Source organism: Streptomyces sp. NPDC097981 (assembly GCF_040302565.1).
GTDB lineage: Bacteria > Actinomycetota > Actinomycetes > Streptomycetales > Streptomycetaceae > Streptomyces.
Genome location: NZ_JBEORW010000059.1, coordinates 18,518 through 34,662, shown reverse-complemented (window position 1 = coordinate 34,662; position 16,145 = coordinate 18,518). Strand labels below are relative to the sequence as shown.

The following is a 16,145-nucleotide window of genomic DNA, read 5'->3' as shown; positions in this document are numbered from 1 at the left end:
TGGGCCACCTGGCCTCGTACGGCCGCGACGACGCGCTCATGCTGCTGCGCCGCTACGCCGCCCCCGGCAACCCGCTTGCGCCACCGCACCGTTGCCCGCGCCGGACGGCAGCCGGAGCGCCACGAGCGTGCCCTTGGTGAGCGCGAACGCCTGCACGGCGCGGGCCCCCGGCCCGGCCGCCCCGGGTCGCGGCAGGACAGTGCGGGCACGTCCTGCGCCACGCCGAAGCAGCGGCCGCCCGCGGCCACCACCGCCCGCGGCCACTTCCCGAACGGGCTGTCCCACCGCACCGAGCCGTCCCGGCGCTCCAGACAGACCAACCGGGTGCTGCGCTCGTGGACGACGACGCAGTCGTCCCCCACCGCCACGGCCCCGGGCGGGCCGACTGGTGCAGCGGCCGCTCCCACATCACGTACGCACTCATGCGCGACATCCTCGCGGCGGGAGGGCGGCGCTCACCCGGCGCCCCGACTGCCGATCGCATGCGGGCGGTGTGACCTTCGCCGCTCCCGCCCCGAAGGGTGTCCACACGGGTTACCCGCAAGTAGCATGGGGCAGGTGAGCGCCCGCTCAGTGAGCCGGCGCCCACGCGCAGCAGTGCCATCCCGCACCTGGAGGAGAGCCAACGTGCCTCGTACCGTCAGGGACGTCGTCTTCGTCGACGGCGTCCGCACCCCGTTCGGCAAGGCGGGCCCGAAGGGCATCTACCACGAGACCCGCGCCGACGACCTCGTCGTGAAGGCGATCCGGGAGCTGCTGCGCCGCAACCCGGACCTGGACCCCAAGAAGATCGACGAGGTCGCCATCGCCGCGACCACGCAGATCGGCGACCAGGGCCTGACGCTGGGCCGTACCGCGGGCATCCTCGCGGGCCTTCCTCAGTCCGTCCCGGGCTACTCCATCGACCGCATGTGCGCCGGCGCGCTGACCGCCGTGACCGCCGTCGCGGGCGGCGTGGCCTTCGGTGCGTACGACGTCGCCCTCGCCGGCGGTGTCGAGCACATGGGCCGCCACCCCATGGGCGAGGGTGTCGACCCGAACCCGCGATTCGTCTCCGAGAAGCTGGTCGACGAGTCCGCCCTGTTCATGGGCATGACCGCCGAGAACCTGCACGACCGGTACCCGACGATCACCAAGCTCCGCGCCGACGAGTACGCCGTGCGCTCGCAGGAGAAGGCCGCCAAGGCGTACGCCGACGGCAAGATCCAGCAGGACTTGGTCCCGATCTCGGTGCGCAACACCAACGAGGCGGCCGGCGAGACGGGCTGGGGCCTGGTCACCACCGACGAGCCGATGCGCCCGGGCACCACGCTGGAGAACCTGGCCGGCCTGAAGACCCCGTTCCGTACCCACGGCCGGGTCACCGCGGGCAACGCCGCCGGTCTCAACGACGGTGCCACCGCCGCGATCATCGCGTCCGAGGACTTCGCCCGCGAGAACAACCTCCCGGTCAAGATGCGCCTCGTCTCGTACTCCTTCGCGGGTGTCGAGCCGGAGGTCATGGGCTACGGCCCGATCCCGGCCACCGAGAAGGCCCTCGCCCAGGCCGGCCTGTCCATCGAGGACATAGGCCTCTTCGAGATCAACGAGGCCTTCGCGGTCCAGGTCCTCGCGTTCCTGGAGCACTACGGCATCGCCGACGACGACGCCCGCGTGAACCAGTACGGCGGCGCGATCGCGTTCGGCCACCCGCTGGCCTCCTCCGGCGTCCGCCTGATGACGCAGCTGGCCCGCCAGTTCGAGGAGCAGCCGCACGTCCGCTACGGCCTGACCACCATGTGCGTCGGCTTCGGCATGGGCGCGACGGTCATCTGGGAGAACCCGAACTTCAACGCCGAGGGAGACTCCAAGTGAGCACCACCGCTGAGCTCCTGAAGGGTGCGGCCGAGCTGTTCCCGGACGAGGTCGTCACGTCCGCGCACGTCCGCCACCTGGACCTGCCGTTCGGCGCCGGGCGCTTCGCGCTCATCACGCTGGACAACGGCTTCGACCACACCAAGCCGACCACCTTCGGTCCGCAGTCGCTGGCCAACCTGAACGCGGCGATCGACCAGGTCGAGCAGGAGGCCCTCGCGGGCTCCATCGTCGGCGCGGGCATCACCGGCAAGCCGTTCATCTTCGCGGTCGGCGCCGACCTCAAGGGTGTCGAGCTGCTGAAGCAGCACGACGAGGCGCTCGCCATCGGCAAGGGCGGCCACGACGTCTTCAAGCGCCTCTCGGCGCTGGCCGTCCCCACCTTCGCGTACTACAACGGCGCGGCGATGGGCGGCGGTGTCGAGGTCGGTCTGCACTGCACCTACCGCACCGTCTCGAAGGCCATCCCGGCCTTCTCCCTGCCCGAGGTCTTCCTCGGCCTGGTTCCCGGCTGGGGCGGCTGCACCATCCTGCCGAACCTGATCGGCGCGGACCGCGCGGTCTCGGTGATCATCGAGAACTCGCTGAACCAGAACAAGCAGCTGCGCGGCAAGCAGGTCTTCGAGCTCGGCATCGCCGACGCGCTGTTCGAGGGCGCCGACTTCCTGGAGCAGTCGCTGCTCTGGACCGCGAACGTGCTGAACGGCACCACCGAGGTATCCCGCCCGGAGATCGACCGCGGCGAGGGCTGGGACGCGGCGGTCGCCCGCGGCCGCTTCATCGCGGACTCCAAGGTGCACGGCGCGGCCCCGGCCGCCTACCGCGCCCTGGAGATCATCGAGGCGTCGAAGGACGGCGACCTGCAGAAGGGCTTCGACGCCGAGGACACGGCCCTGGCCGACCTGATCATGGGCGGCGAGCTGCGCTCGGGCATCTACGCCTTCAACCTGGTCCAGAAGCGCGCCAAGCGCCCGGCCGGTGCGCCGGACAAGTCCCTGGCCCGTCCGGTCACCAAGGTCGGCGTCGTCGGCGCGGGCCTGATGGCCTCGCAGCTGGCGCTGCTCTTCCTGCGCCGCCTGGAGGTGCCGGTGGTCCTCACCGACATCGACCAGGAGCGCGTGGACAAGGGTGTGGGCTACGTCCACGCCGAGATCCAGAAGCTGCTCGGCAAGGGCCGCATCAACCAGGACAAGGCGAACCGCCTGACCGCCCTGGTGACCGGTGTCCTGGACAAGGCCGAGGGCTTCGCGGACGCGGACTTCATCATCGAGGCCGTGTTCGAGGAGATGTCCGTCAAGCAGAAGGTGTTCGCGGAGGTCGAGGCGGTCGCCCCGGCGCACGCGATCCTCGCCACCAACACCTCCTCGCTGTCGGTGTCGGAGATGGCCTCCAAGCTCCGGCACCCGGAGCGCGTGGTCGGCTTCCACTTCTTCAACCCGGTCGCGATCCTCCCGCTGCTGGAGATCGTCCGCGGTGAGCAGACCGACGACGCCTCGCTGGCCACGGCCTTCGGTGTCGCCAAGAAGCTGAAGAAGACCGCGGTCCTGACGAAGGACGCCCCGGCGTTCGTCGTGAACCGCATCCTGACCCGCTTCATGGGCGAGATCCAGAACGTCATCGACGAGGGCACCCCGGTCGTCACGGCGGAGAAGGCCATCGAGCCGCTCGGCCTGCCGATGTCCCCGCTGGTGCTGCTGGAGCTCGTCGGCCCGGCGATCGGTCTGCACGTCTCCGAGACCCTGAACCGCGCCTTCCCGGAGCGCTTCACCGTCTCGCCGAACCTCGCTGCCGTCGTCAAGGCCGGCAAGCGCGGCTTCTACGTCTACGATTCCGGCAAGCCGGAGCTGGACCCCGAGGTCGCCGCGCTCCTGGTCCAGGGCGATGTCGTCCTGACCGAGGAGCAGGTCCGCGACCGCGTCCTGGACGCGGTGGCGCAGGAGATCGGCCTGATGCTGGAGGAGGGTGTCGTGGCCGAGGCCCAGGACATCGACCTCTGCCTCATCACGGGCGCCGGCTGGCCCTTCCACCTGGGCGGCATCACGCCGTACCTGGACCGCGAGGGTGTCTCGGAGCGCGTGAACGGCAAGAAGTTCCTCGCCCCGGGTCTGGCGAGCGTCCCGGCCTGACGCCGGTACGCCCGTGCGCACGGCGGTGCGCAGGCACCGCGGACGCCCGTCCCCTCACGGGGGCGGGCGTCCGCCGTTGCCGCGGCCCGGCGCCGGGCCGGCGCGGCCGGGCTGGCAGAATACGGTCCATGGCGGATGGCAAGACACCTTTCAGCCGCCGGACCCTGCTGTTCGCGGGCGGCGCGGTGGCCGCCGGCCTGACCACGAGCGGTCTGTCCTGGGCGCTGCGCGCCGGGGCCGGCGAGCAGGACGGCCCACGGCCGATGGCCGGCGAGTTCGACATGCGGACCGGTTCGCAGCTGCTCGCTTCGTCTCCTCTGTTCAATACGTCGGGTCCCCAGTCGTTCGCGTTCGACGACACGAACGGTCAGGTCTACACATTGCAGACCGTTCAGGGCGGTATCCGGCTCGACGGCGAGGAGGACCCGCTCGACTCGGGCGACCGCAAGAGCGCCGGCGATATGTGCGTCACCCGGCTGAGCAGTTCCGGGAAAACGCTCGGACATATGTATCTGCGCGGCTTCGGGCACGGAATTTCCTGCGGTGTCGAGCCGACGGGCCAGCACACGTACATATGGGTTGAGGGCCGCGCGGATGCCAAGAGCGGTTACGGCCACACGGTGGTGCGGGTGCCGTTCAAGGACGGTTCGGTCCTCGACAGTTCCGACGAATCGGTCCATCATTTCGACCCGGTTCCCGGATCCACCGACGTCTGCCCCGCGCTCGACCTGCCCGGCGAACGGATCCTGGTGAGCCACGAGGAGGAGGGCGTGCACCGCTTCTCGGTGTACGGGATGGCGGACTTCCTTGCCGACCGCTTCGACGCCGCGCAGACCATCAAGGCCGGGGTGCAGGTCAAGCAGGAGGAGTGGTTCCAGGGCTGCGCCCTGTACGGGGACTACGTCTACGTGCTGACCGGCGGACCGTACACCGACAAGAACGGGGACAATCCGCGGAAGTCCGGCGGAAATACCTATGTCTCCGCAATCGATGTGCGCACCGGCAAGGCGCAGGGGCGCCATCACGTGACCGTGGCCCAGGATCTTGTGTACCGGGAGCCCGAGGGAATCGCGGTCAGCCTGGCCGGCGGGCGGCCGGCATTGTGCATCGGATTTTCCGTGAAGACGAAGGACCGGCGCGAGCTGGCGCTCTATCGGTACACGCCTTGAGGAGCCCGAGGGGCCCCTTGCGAGGGATCGTCGTCACATATTCGGGTGAGGATGCCCGTAATCGTTGGCCTTCGGTTCACCAGGCGTTCTAGAGCCATCCACAAGGCTGCTTATACTACTGCGACACTTCACAGGATCCTTATACCTCCATGGGGGAGGCACCGCACCATGGGCTCCAAGCGGCTGCGCGCCGTGCTCGGCGTTCTGATCACCTCTGGGCTCATCCTCAGCTTCGTCGGGATGCTCGTCGCCGTCGCGTTCGCCTCCCTCCCCCTGTTCACCGGCTGCGCCGCGCTCAGCTACGTGGCCGACCTGATGCTCCACAACACCGAGTCGCCGACGCTGGAGAAGCTGCGCGACTCGCGCTTCGGCCTGACGATGCGGTTCCTCATCCGGCAGTTCCTGCTGCTGGGCCTGTGCGGGGCCATCGCCGACATCGAGTCGTTCGTGTCGCAGATGACCACCATCGGCCTGCTCCTGCTGTTCATCCTCCAGCTCGCGTACGGCGCGCTCCTCAAGCACGTCCGCAAAATGCGCAACGAGCTGCCCTTCACCACCCGCGGGCTGGACCTGGAGGCGCTCGGCATCCGCCGCATGCCGCACCCGTTCCTGATGAACAAGCACGTCCGAAAGACGCTGCACCTGGACATCCCGCTGGTGGCGGGCGCCCTGGCCACCATCGCGACGGACGACTGGCGCTTCGTCACATACGGCATGATCATCACGGTCTTCCTCGCCTACTTCTCGCTGCTGGTGCTGGTACCGGACGCGCGCAACGCGCTCAAGCTGCCCACCACCGACGAGGCCATCGAGGAGCTCAACTACCAGCTGGCCGAATACCGACCCCAGGTCGCGCTCTACTTCACCTTCGCGGCGATCTCCAAAGACTTCATGTACCAGGTGAACATGTGGCTGGAGTCGCTGGAGGCACTGGAGCTGCGGCCCATCATCGTGCTGCGCGAGCGGGCCACCCTGCGCTACCTGGACGCGACCTCGGTCCCCGTCATCTGCATTCCGAAAGCGGACAATCTCGCACGTATCGAGATGGACGAACTGCGTGTCGCCCTCTACCCCGGCAACGCGGGCAAGAACGTGCACATGCTCCAGCGCGCCGAGGTCAAGCACGTCTTCATCGGCCACGGCGACAGCGACAAGCTCGCGAGCAGCAACCGGGTCAGCAAGGTCTTCGACGAGATCTGGGTGGCCGGCCGGGCCGGCCGCGACCGGTACGAGCGCATCAAGCACGCCGTGTCGCACCACCAGATCGTCGAGGTCGGCCGCCCCCAGCTGATGCCGCTGCACCGCTGGACCGGCAGGGTCGCCAACCCCGTCCCCACCGTCATCTACGCCCCCACCTGGGAGGGCTGGACCGACGACGCCTGCTACACCTCGGTCATCCCGGCCGGCGAGAAGCTGATCAAGGCACTGCTCGACTACGAGCGCGACATCCGCATCATCTACAAGCCGCACCCGCTCACCGGCTCCCGCTCCGCCGAGGCCGCCGCCGCGCACCGCCGCGTCATCGCGCTCCTCGAAGAGGACAACGCCCGGCGCTTCGGCCGCAACCTCACCGACTCCAAGGCCGCTGCCAAGAAGCTCGCCCGGATCGACCAGCGCATCGCCGACCTCTCCGAGCGCGGCGTCCGCTCCAAGTACCCGGACCTCACCGAGGAGGAGCGGACCGCGCGCATCCGGCGCAGCCGCAACCAGGCGGGGGCCCTGTACTGGAACGCCCTCCCCGACGCCGCGCACCATGTGGTGACCGAGCGGATCCCGGCCCTGTACGACTGCTTCAACCAGTCCGACCTGCTCATCGGCGACATGTCCAGCGTCGTCTCCGACTTCGTCGCGACCCTGAAGCCGTACGCCATCTTCAATCTCGACGGACTTCCGGACGACCAGTTCCGCAACGAGCAGCGGACGGCGTACGCCTCCTACCTGCTCGACGCCGACTGCAACGGCCTGACCGAGGCGATCGAAGCCACGCTGAACCCGCGCGGGGACGTCATGGCCCCCTACCGCGAGCAGCTCAAGGAGTACCTCCTCGGCGAGGAGTACCCGCCCTCGATCGTCCGTTTCAACGCGGCCGCCAACAACCTCTACCGGCGGGGGCTGCGCGACTTCCCCATCGAATACCCGGAGCAGGCTTCCTTCCCCGTGTGATCGAGTCGCACCGCCCGTCCACCCACCGCCCTCCCCACCGCCGCGCCGCACCCTCACTCAGGAAGAAGGAGCCTTGTCCTCCAGACCTGTCCCCCACCGCACTGTCGCCGTCGTTCTCGCTGGAGGCACCGGTCAGCGCATCGGTCTCGAAATACCGAAGCAGCTGCTCAAGATCGCCGGGAAGCCGATCCTGGAGCACACGCTCCACGTCTTCGAGAACGCGCCGGACGTCGACGAGGTCATCCTCCTCATGACGCCCGCCTATGTGGAGGACGCCCGCCGCATCGTCGAGCGGGCCCGGCTGGGCAAGGTCACCCGGGTACTGGCCGGAGGATCGACCCGCAGCGAGACCACCCGCATCGCCATCGAGGCCGCGGCCGCCGGGCTCGGCGAGGGCGAGGACTGCAACCTCCTCTTCCACGACGCGGTGCGCCCGCTGCTCTCCCAGCGCGTCGTGCGCGAGTGCGTCGAGTCCCTGGAGCGCTACGAGGCCGTCGACGTCGCCATCCCGTCCTCCGACACCGTCATCGTGACCCGCACCCACGGCAACGACGGCGAGTTCATCACCGAGGTCCCCGACCGCTCCCGGCTACGCCGCGGCCAGACCCCGCAGGGCTTCCGGCTCTCCACGATCCGCACCGCGTACGAGCGGGCGGCCACGGACCCGTTCTTCCAGGCCACCGACGACTGCTCCGTCGTCGTGAAGTACCTGCCCGACGTACCGGTCCACATCGTCACCGGCGACGAGTACAACATGAAGGTCACGCAGCCGGTCGACGTCTTCATCGCCGACAAGCTGTTCCAGCTCGCCTCCCACGCCGCGCCCGCCCAGGCAGGCGAGGCCGCGTACCGCGATCAGCTGGCCGGCAAGACGATGGTGGTCTTCGGCGGCTCGTACGGCATCGGCGCCGACATCTCCCGCATCGCCGAGGGCTTCGGGGCCCGCGTCTTCGCCCTGGGCCGCTCCACCACCGGCACGCACGTGGAGAACCTGGAACACGTCGAAGAGGCCCTGGCCAAGGCCTACGCCGAGACCGGCCGCATCGACTACGTCGTCAACACCGCGGGCGTGCTGCGCGTCGGCCGCCTCGACGAGACGGACAACGACACGATCCGGGAAGCCCTGGAGGTCAACTACCTCGCCCCGGTGAACATCGCCCGGACCTCGTACAAGTACCTCAGCGAGACCCAGGGCCAGCTGCTGCTCTTCACCTCCAGCAGCTACACCCGCGGCCGCGCCGAGTACAGCCTGTACTCCTCCACCAAGGCCGCCATGGTCAACCTGACCCAGGCGCTCGCCGACGAGTGGGCCGAGGACGGCATCCGCGTCAACTGCGTGAACCCCGAGCGGACCGCGACCCCGATGCGCACCAAGGCGTTCGGCCGGGAGCCCTCGGCCTCGCTGCTCACGTCCGAGTCGGTCGCCCTGACCTCGCTGGACGTCCTGGTGTCCGAGATGACCGGCCACGTCATCGACGTACGCAAGCAGGACCCGACCACGACGCCCGCGCAGCGTTCCGGCTTCGAGGCGGCGCTGGCGTCCGTGCTGGTCCAGACCGCGGAGGACCAGGGGGTCTAGGCGTGACGTACGCACCCGGGCAGCAGCACGGCCGACGCCCGAAGATCTTCGTGGTGGGCGGCTCCAACGCGGTCAGCCGCCCCTACAGCTACCTGCCCATGGCCGGGTGGGCGCAGGTGCTGCCGCTCTTCCTCTCCGACGAGGTGGAGGTGGTCGCCTGCGCCCGGGCGCGGGCCAGCTCCAAGAGCTTCCGCGAGCGCGGCTGGCTCCAGTGGATCCTCGACACCATGGAGGCGGGCGACTACCTGCTGTTCGGCTTCGGCCAGACGGACTGGAAGCCGGACCCGGGCCTGCACACCGACCCGTTCTCCACCTTCCTGGAGCAGATGCGGGCGTACGTGGACGGTGCGCGGGAGCGCCAGGGCCACCCGGTGATCTACCTGCCGTACGAGCGGCGGCGGATCGACCGGCACGGCAACGTGGCCCGGTTCCTCGGCGACTACCCGGTCGCCGCCCGGCAGCTGGCCGAGGACGAGCACGTGCCGGTCGTCGACATGTACGGGCAGAGCCTGCAGTGGTGGGAGGAGCTCGGTCCGGAGGCGACCAAGTCCGTGTTCACCTACCTGCGGCGCGGCGAACCGCTGCTCGAACACGTCCTGGACGCGGACAACGTGCACCTGCGGGCCGAAGGCGCCATCGAGTGCGCCCGGTTCGCCGTCCGCAGCATGCTCGAACAGGGCGTCATCCCGGCCCACTGGGGCCGGGACCTCGACCGCACGCGCTTCTCGTACGACGAGATGGGCTGGCTGGACGAGGAGACGTTCAAGCACCGCACCGCGTCCCGTGTGTCCCAGTTCCCCGGCGCCTGAGGAGTCCGGCACGTGAATCACCTCCTGGGCCGGGGCCGGGCCCTCGGCGACGAGCCGTCCCCGGGCGCCGTCTACGCGGCCCTGTACAGTTCGGCCGACCCGCGGCGCGGAGTGGCGCCCGGCGAGACGGTCCAGCTCGGCCTGTCCGTGGCACCCGACCAGGGGGCCTCGCGGGGCTGCGCCTATCTGCTGGAGGCGCCGCTGGCCGATTCCGGCGACATCGTCGCCGTGCAGGGGCTGGAGTACTTCCCGCGGCAGCGCTGGTTCCGGGTCCGCGCCGAGGCCGGCGAGACCGGCACTGGCGTCCTGCACCTGCGGATCCACGACACGGCCACCGCGCCCCGGATCCGGCCCCAGATCGTGGTCGCCGTCCCGGACGCGACCGGCCGCAAGCTGGTGCGGACGGCCCGGCTCGACGCCGACGCGCTGCCGCTGCGGCCGGTGACGGCGCGGGGCCTGCGCATCGCCGCCGAACCTGGCCGGCCGGGCACGGTGAACGTGCTGTCCGCCGCCCCGGCGGGGAGCTCGGCCGTCTCCGTGACGCAGCCCCGCGGCGGCGACGCGCAGCTGTCGTACGACGGCTGGGTGACGTACACGCCCGCGCCCTCCTTCACCGGCTACGACCGCTTCGAGTACACGGTGGCCACCCCGGCCGGGGAGAACCAGACCTCGCACGTCAACGTCTTCGTGGGCTCACTGGAGCACACCCCGGGCGTCTTCCCGGCGCAGACGGCGGACATCGCCTTCCGGCCCTGGCAGTGGCCCGAACTGAGCGGGGAGATGCCGTGGCCCCGGCACGACCAGTCCGCGCGGAACCGATGAGGAACACAGGACCATGAACACCGCCGCCGTGCGCCCCACCGACGTCAAAGACGTGACCGTCGCGGTCCGCGTCTGCAACCAGGCCGCCGCGCTCGACGCCTGTCTGGCCTCCGTCCTCGTGCAGTCCATCGGCACGGACCGGCTGGAGGTCATCGGCGTCGACGACGGTTCGACGGACGAGAGCGGGTCGGTGCTGGCCCGGGCCGCCCACCAGTACCCCTCGTTCGTGCGGGTGGGGCAGGTCTCGCAGGGGCTGAGCCCGGCCGGGGCCCGCAACTGGGCGCTGAGCCAGGTCCGCGGACGGTACGTCATCTTCCTGGAGGCCACGGACCGGCTCGCGCCCGACGCCCTGGAGCGGATGGTCGCGGCGGCCGACGCGAACGAGGCCGACGTCGTGCTGGGCAAGCTGGAGAGCTCCGGCCGGCACGCGGTGGCGACCTCGATGTTCCGCAAGAACCAGGCCTACACCGATCTGTACGCCACGCGCGTCTACTGGTCGCTGACCCCGGACAAGCTGTTCCGCACCAGCCTGCTCCACCGGCGCGGGCTGGCCTTCCCCACCGACATGCCGATCGGCGACGACCAGGCGTTCACCGCCGGCGCGTTCATCGGGGCGGACAACGTCTCGGTGGTCGGCGACGCGACCTGCGTGGTCAAGGGGCCCTCCCCGGCGGCCCGCGTGACGCTCGCGGACCGGGTCGCCCTCGCCTCCCGGATGCTGGCGCTGATCGCCTCGCAGCTGCCCGAAGGGCCGCGGCGGGACAAACTCCAGTCGCGTCACCTGGAGGTGGAGCTCGGCAAGGCGACCGCGACCGCGCTGCTGTCCGCCACCGACCCGGCGGAGCGGGACCAGGCGCTGTGGGCCGCGGCCGAGGTGCTGCGCACCCAGGCCTCCCCGGGCGCGCTGGCGCTGCTGCCGCGCACGGTCGCCGTACGGTTCGCGCTGCTGGCGCAGGGCCGCTTCCCCGAGGCGCAGCGGATGGCCGCGTTCGAGGCGGACAAGGACCGGCCGGCCGTGCGCAAGACAGTGGAGAACGGCCGGGTGTTCACGACGCTGCCGTTCTTCCGCGACCCGCAGGCCGGGCTGCCGGACGGACTGTTCGACATCACGGGCGACATGACCGTCACCCACGAGCTGCAGAAGGCGCGGTGGGAGGGGCCGATGCTGATGCTGGACGGCTTCGCGTTCTACGAGCAGCTGTCGACGAAGGACCGCGCGACCCGGGTGGTGCTGCGGGAGCGGACGAGCGGTGCGCAGGAGAGCTATGCGGTGACGGCCCGCCGGGACGACACGCTGGCCAACTCCAAGGGCAAGCCGCGGGCGATGGGCCGCTTCTCGGCACGGGTCAACCTGGCGCAGACTTCCAGCGGCTGGCCGCTGGCGCCGGGCACGTGGGACGTCTACCTCGCGGTCGGGTTCGAGGGCGTGACGCAGGAGGTGCGGCTCGGGCCGCGCCGCTCCGGCGATCTCGACACCACGGCCCGGATGCCGGTGCGGATCGCGCCGGCTCCCGGTGCGCGGGGCATGGAGCTGGCCGCGATGCCGTACTACACGGAGTCGGGCGGGCTCAGCATCGAGGTGTCCCAGCGGACGCCGCTTCCGCGCCTCACCTGACGCCGGGCGCCCCGCCTCAGGCGGCGTCCCAGGGGCCGAACTCCAGACCCTGCCGGCTGGTGTCCTGGCGGGTGCAGATCAGGGAGCCGTCCGCGTCGAACGCAGTGACGACGATCCGGCCGGAGGTGTCGACCGCCACCTGGGGGGCGTACGCGCCGTGGCCTCCGAGCGAGACCCACCAGGTGCCGTAGCTCTCGTTCTCGGTGACGTAGGCGGTGAGTTCGATGTCGCCCTCCGCGCCCGTCTGCGCGAGCACCGTGCAGTCGTAGCCGCCGAGGTCGGCCCGTACGACGCCCGGGGCTCCGCGGCCGCCCGCGCCGCCGAGGCCCATCAGGCCGCCCTGGGATCCCTGCTGGCCGGCCCGCCAGGCGACGAGCGATCCGTCGCCCGGGTAGCGCCAGAAGTACGTCACCCGGCGCGGGCCCGTCTCGCAGACGGCCGGGGTGCCGGGGACGACCGGTGTGGGGATGCGGTGCGCGAGCCCGAAGCGGCCCTGGCCTATGCCGGCCCAGCGGTCCGCGCCGGCGGGGCCGAGGACGAGCATTTCCAGCTGCCCGCCCGCGGGCATCAGCGGGGTCACCCCGCTCTCGTACGGCTCCGGGGACACCTGCTTCCAGCCGCCCCATGCTCCCTCGGCGTTGCGGCTGCGGCGCAGGATGCCGCCGCGGCGCAGGGAGACGAGGACGTGCGTGGAGCCGGAGCGCTGGTTGACGGCGATCCGCGGCGGGCCGGCCAGCCGGTCGCCCTCGGGGCCTCCGCGCAGACGGGGGGTGCCGAGGCTGTGCCAGTCGATCATGCCGCGGCCCGGCTGGAACTGGGTGGAGACGATGACTTCCGGCTGCCCCGAACCGTCCTGGGCGGCCCGCAGGGCGACGAAATGCACGTACCCCTCGCGGCTCTGCGCCATCGAGACGGTGCCCATCCAGCCCGGGACCTCGAACGCGTCGGGGCCGGTCCAGCCGGTGCGGGGAGCCGCGGCCTCGGTCCAGCGCAGCAGGCCGTTCGGCGTGCAGGCGTAGGCCGTCAGGCGGCCGTCGTTCCCCTTGAACAGCCAGTTTCCGGCCGGTGGCGAGGACCTGCGGGAACCCGTTCCGCCCGGGGATGCGTCCTGCGCCCCGCGGGCGGAAGAGGCGGTACTGCTACCGCCTTTGCCTCGGATCACGCCGCCGTCCGCCCTTCTGCCGAGTATGTCCTGCGCGAGTGGCAGGGTTCTTCACCGGAAAGAACCAGCCACTCGAAAGTGTGTCTTATGATGCACCCCATCGATAATAGAAGGGCTCCGCCTCCATGACCGACCGGCCCTCGGCCACTTCCCCTTCGTCTCGGCGCAGACCGCGGCGCGGCGGCAGGCGCGCCCTGCGCATCGTGTTGCTGGCGGTGGCCGTGCTCATCCTCGCGGCCGGTGGCGCGGGCTGGTGGGCCTACAGCCATCTCAACGGCAACATCGACAGCGTCGACCTCGACCAGGCCATCGGCGACAACCGCCCGAAGAAGGTCGTCGCGGGCGCGCAGAACGTCCTCGTACTCGGCTCCGACTCGCGCGCCGGGGCCAACGCGGACCTCGACCACGGCGATGTGAGCGGCGCCCGCTCGGACACCGCGATGCTGGTGCACATACCCGAGGGCCGGTCCAAGGCCACCGCGGTGAGCATCCCGCGCGACACCCTGATCAGCCGGCCCGAATGCAAGGACGCCGACGGCAAGACGGTCGGGCCCGCGAACCGGGTCATGTTCAACTCGGTCTACTCGCTGGCGGGTCCGGCGTGCGTGGTCAAGACCGTGGAGCAGATGTCCGGGATCCGCGTGGACCACTTCGTCGAGGTCGACTTCGCCGGGTTCAAGGGCCTGGTGGACGCGCTCGGCGGGGTCACCGTCACCCTGGACAAGCCGATGAGCGGAGCCAAGGGCGGCCTCAAGCTCGACGCGGGCACGCACCGGCTGAACGGCACCGACTCGCTCAAGTTCGTCCGTACCCGCTACGGCTACGGCGACGGCAGCGACCTCGGGCGCATAGGCCTCCAGCAGCAGTTCATGATGGCCATGCTCTCGGAGATCAAGAAGCAGGACGCGCTCGGCAACCCCGCCCGGCTCTACAAGCTCGCCGACGCCGGCACGAAGTCGCTGACCACCGACTCCGACCTCGCCTCGCTCACCTCCCTGGCCGACTTCGCCCAGAGCATGAAGGGCGTGGACCCGGACACCATGGAGACGATCATGCTGCCGGTCGCCTACGACAAGGTGGACCCCAACCGGGTGATCGTGGCGGAACCGCAGGCGGGCACGTTGTGGGAGGCCCTGCGCACCGACCAGAAGATCCCGGCGGACGCGAAGAAGTCGCCCGCGAAGGGCTGACGCCGCGCGTCACACACCACACGCCACAGACCACGCGCCACGCGTCACGTGAAAGCGGGCCGTACGGGGGACCACTCCCGTACGGCCCGCTTCGTCGTGGGACGGCCCGCTAGTACTTCGCGTCCCGGCCTGCCTTGCCGAGGCGGCTGTGGTGGCGGCCGTACAGGAAGTAGACGCCGAAGCCGACAACCATCCAGATGGCGAACCGGATCCAGGTCTCGGTCGGCAGGTTGAGCATCAGCCAGAACGAGGCCGCGATCGACAGGATCGGGATCACCGGCACCCACGGGGTGCGGAAGGACCGGTGCAGGTCGGGGCGGGTCTTGCGCAGGACGATCACACCGAGGGCGACCACCACGAAGGCGAACAGGGTGCCGATGTTCACCAGTTCGGCGAGCTTCTCCAGGCTGGTGAAACCGGCGACGATGGCGATGATGCCGCCGAGCAGGATGGTCGCCCGGTACGGGGTGCGGTACTTCGGGTGGGTGACGGAGAAGACACGAGGCAGCAGTCCGTCACGGCTCATCGCGAAGAACACGCGGGTCTGGCCCAGCAGCAGGATCATGCACACGGTGATCAGCCCGACAACCGCCCCGAGGCTGATGGCGCCGGCGAAGAACGGCTGGTTCACGGACTTGAAGGCTTCGGCGAGCGGGGCGCTGGCCGACATCTGCGTGTACTTCTGCATGCCGGTGACCACCAGCGTCACGGCGACGTAGAGCACGGTGCAGATGATCAGCGAGCCGAGAATGCCGCGCGGCATGTCCCGCTGGGGGTTCTTGGTCTCCTCGGCGGCGGTGGCCACGACGTCGAAGCCGATGAAGGCGAAGAAGACGAGAGAGGCCGCGGTGAAGATGCCCATGACACCGAAGTTCGTGGGCTCGTAGCCGAAGAGCACCTGGACCAGCGGCGCGTGCAGGCCGCTGCCCGGGGGCTGTGGCTGGGCCGGCGGGATGAACGGGGTGTAGTTGTCCGCCTTGATGAAGAACAGGCCCGCGACGATCACCAGCAGGACCACGAAGACCTTGATGGCGACGACGACCGCGGTGATCCGGGCCGAGAGCTTCGTCCCCACGACGAGGATCGTGGTCAGCACCAGGACCAGCAGGAAGGCCAGCAGATCGAAGGTTCCTCCCCCGTCGGGCCCGTTCAGCGTGGTGGGCAGGTCCCAGCCGAGGTTGGTGTGCATGAGGTGGCGCATGTACCCGGACCAGCCGACTGCGACGACGGCGGTGCCGAGCGCGAACTCGAGCACCAGGTCCCAGCCGATGATCCAGGCGGGCAGCTCGCCGATCGAGGCGTACGAGAAGGTGTACGCCGAGCCGGCCACCGGCACGGTGGATGCGAACTCGGCGTAGCAGAGCGCTGCGAGGGCGCAGACGACGCCCGCTGCGATGAAGGCCAGGGAGGTGGCGGGGCCGGCATTGTTCCGGGCTGCGATGCCCGTGAGCACGAAGATGCCGGTGCCGATGATGACGCCGACACCGAAGACCGTCAGGTCCCAGGCGGAGAGCGACTTCCGGAGCGCGTGTTCCGGCTCCTCCGTGTCGCGGATGGACTGCTCCACCGTCTTGGTACGGAATGGGCTGTTCAGATCCTTGCTCACCGACGCCTCCGGCAGGTGACGACGCACGAACGGGCCGGGAGGCCCACCCC

Annotated in this window: 12 protein-coding genes; 10 read left to right on the top strand and 2 right to left on the bottom strand. The window is 70.2% G+C overall.

The window, feature by feature from the left end:
• Window positions 1-335 precede the first annotated feature (335 nt).
• The 9 genes from ABTY04_RS35965 (at window position 336) to ABTY04_RS35925 (ending at window position 12,137) form a co-directional block, all read left to right on the top strand.
• On the top strand, window positions 336-497 hold the full coding sequence (locus tag ABTY04_RS35965) for a hypothetical protein (protein ID WP_352217655.1): 162 nt from the start codon (window positions 336-338) through the stop codon (window positions 495-497).
• 130 nt (window positions 498-627) lie between these two features.
• The gene (locus ABTY04_RS35960; protein WP_030234769.1) at window positions 628-1,854 is read left to right on the top strand and encodes a thiolase family protein; all 1,227 of its coding nucleotides are present in this window, start codon (window positions 628-630) and stop codon (window positions 1,852-1,854) included.
• On the top strand, window positions 1,851-3,980 hold the full coding sequence (locus ABTY04_RS35955; protein ID WP_352217654.1) for a 3-hydroxyacyl-CoA dehydrogenase NAD-binding domain-containing protein: 2,130 nt from the start codon (window positions 1,851-1,853) through the stop codon (window positions 3,978-3,980). The genes ABTY04_RS35960 and ABTY04_RS35955 overlap by 4 nt, the downstream gene beginning before the upstream one ends.
• Window positions 3,981-4,108: 128 nt before the next feature.
• Window positions 4,109-5,149, top strand: coding sequence for a phage baseplate protein (locus ABTY04_RS35950; RefSeq protein ID WP_352217653.1), 1,041 nt, complete (start codon window positions 4,109-4,111; stop codon window positions 5,147-5,149).
• A 168-nt stretch (window positions 5,150-5,317) separates the two neighbouring features.
• Window positions 5,318-7,312, top strand: a complete 1,995-nt coding sequence (locus tag ABTY04_RS35945; protein ID WP_352217652.1) for a hypothetical protein — start codon at window positions 5,318-5,320, stop codon at window positions 7,310-7,312.
• A 73-nt stretch (window positions 7,313-7,385) separates the two neighbouring features.
• The gene (locus ABTY04_RS35940) at window positions 7,386-8,891 is read left to right on the top strand and encodes an SDR family NAD(P)-dependent oxidoreductase (RefSeq protein WP_352217651.1); all 1,506 of its coding nucleotides are present in this window, start codon (window positions 7,386-7,388) and stop codon (window positions 8,889-8,891) included.
• Between the two features lie 2 nt (window positions 8,892-8,893).
• Window positions 8,894-9,700: a rhamnogalacturonan acetylesterase gene (locus tag ABTY04_RS35935; protein WP_352217650.1), complete on the top strand. Its 807-nt coding sequence runs from the start codon at window positions 8,894-8,896 to the stop codon at window positions 9,698-9,700.
• A 12-nt stretch (window positions 9,701-9,712) separates the two neighbouring features.
• A complete protein-coding gene (locus tag ABTY04_RS35930) occupies window positions 9,713-10,522 on the top strand; it encodes an Ig-like domain-containing protein (RefSeq protein WP_352217649.1) in 810 nt (269 codons plus the stop codon).
• 13 nt (window positions 10,523-10,535) lie between these two features.
• Window positions 10,536-12,137 (top strand): glycosyltransferase family 2 protein, encoded by a 1,602-nt coding sequence (locus ABTY04_RS35925; protein ID WP_352217648.1) that lies wholly within the window; start codon window positions 10,536-10,538, stop codon window positions 12,135-12,137.
• Between the two features lie 16 nt (window positions 12,138-12,153).
• Here the strand turns inward: ABTY04_RS35925 and ABTY04_RS35920 are convergent, their stop codons facing one another.
• A complete protein-coding gene (locus ABTY04_RS35920; protein WP_352217647.1) occupies window positions 12,154-13,299 on the bottom strand; it encodes a PLL family lectin in 1,146 nt (381 codons plus the stop codon).
• A 125-nt stretch (window positions 13,300-13,424) separates the two neighbouring features.
• Between ABTY04_RS35920 and ABTY04_RS35915 the strand changes: the two genes are divergently transcribed.
• Window positions 13,425-14,489, top strand: a complete 1,065-nt coding sequence (locus ABTY04_RS35915; protein ID WP_352217646.1) for an LCP family protein — start codon at window positions 13,425-13,427, stop codon at window positions 14,487-14,489.
• Between the two features lie 109 nt (window positions 14,490-14,598).
• Here ABTY04_RS35915 and ABTY04_RS35910 read toward each other — a convergent pair whose 3' ends face one another.
• On the bottom strand, window positions 14,599-16,095 hold the full coding sequence (locus tag ABTY04_RS35910; RefSeq protein ID WP_352217645.1) for an amino acid permease: 1,497 nt from the start codon (window positions 16,093-16,095) through the stop codon (window positions 14,599-14,601).
• Window positions 16,096-16,145 lie beyond the last annotated feature (50 nt).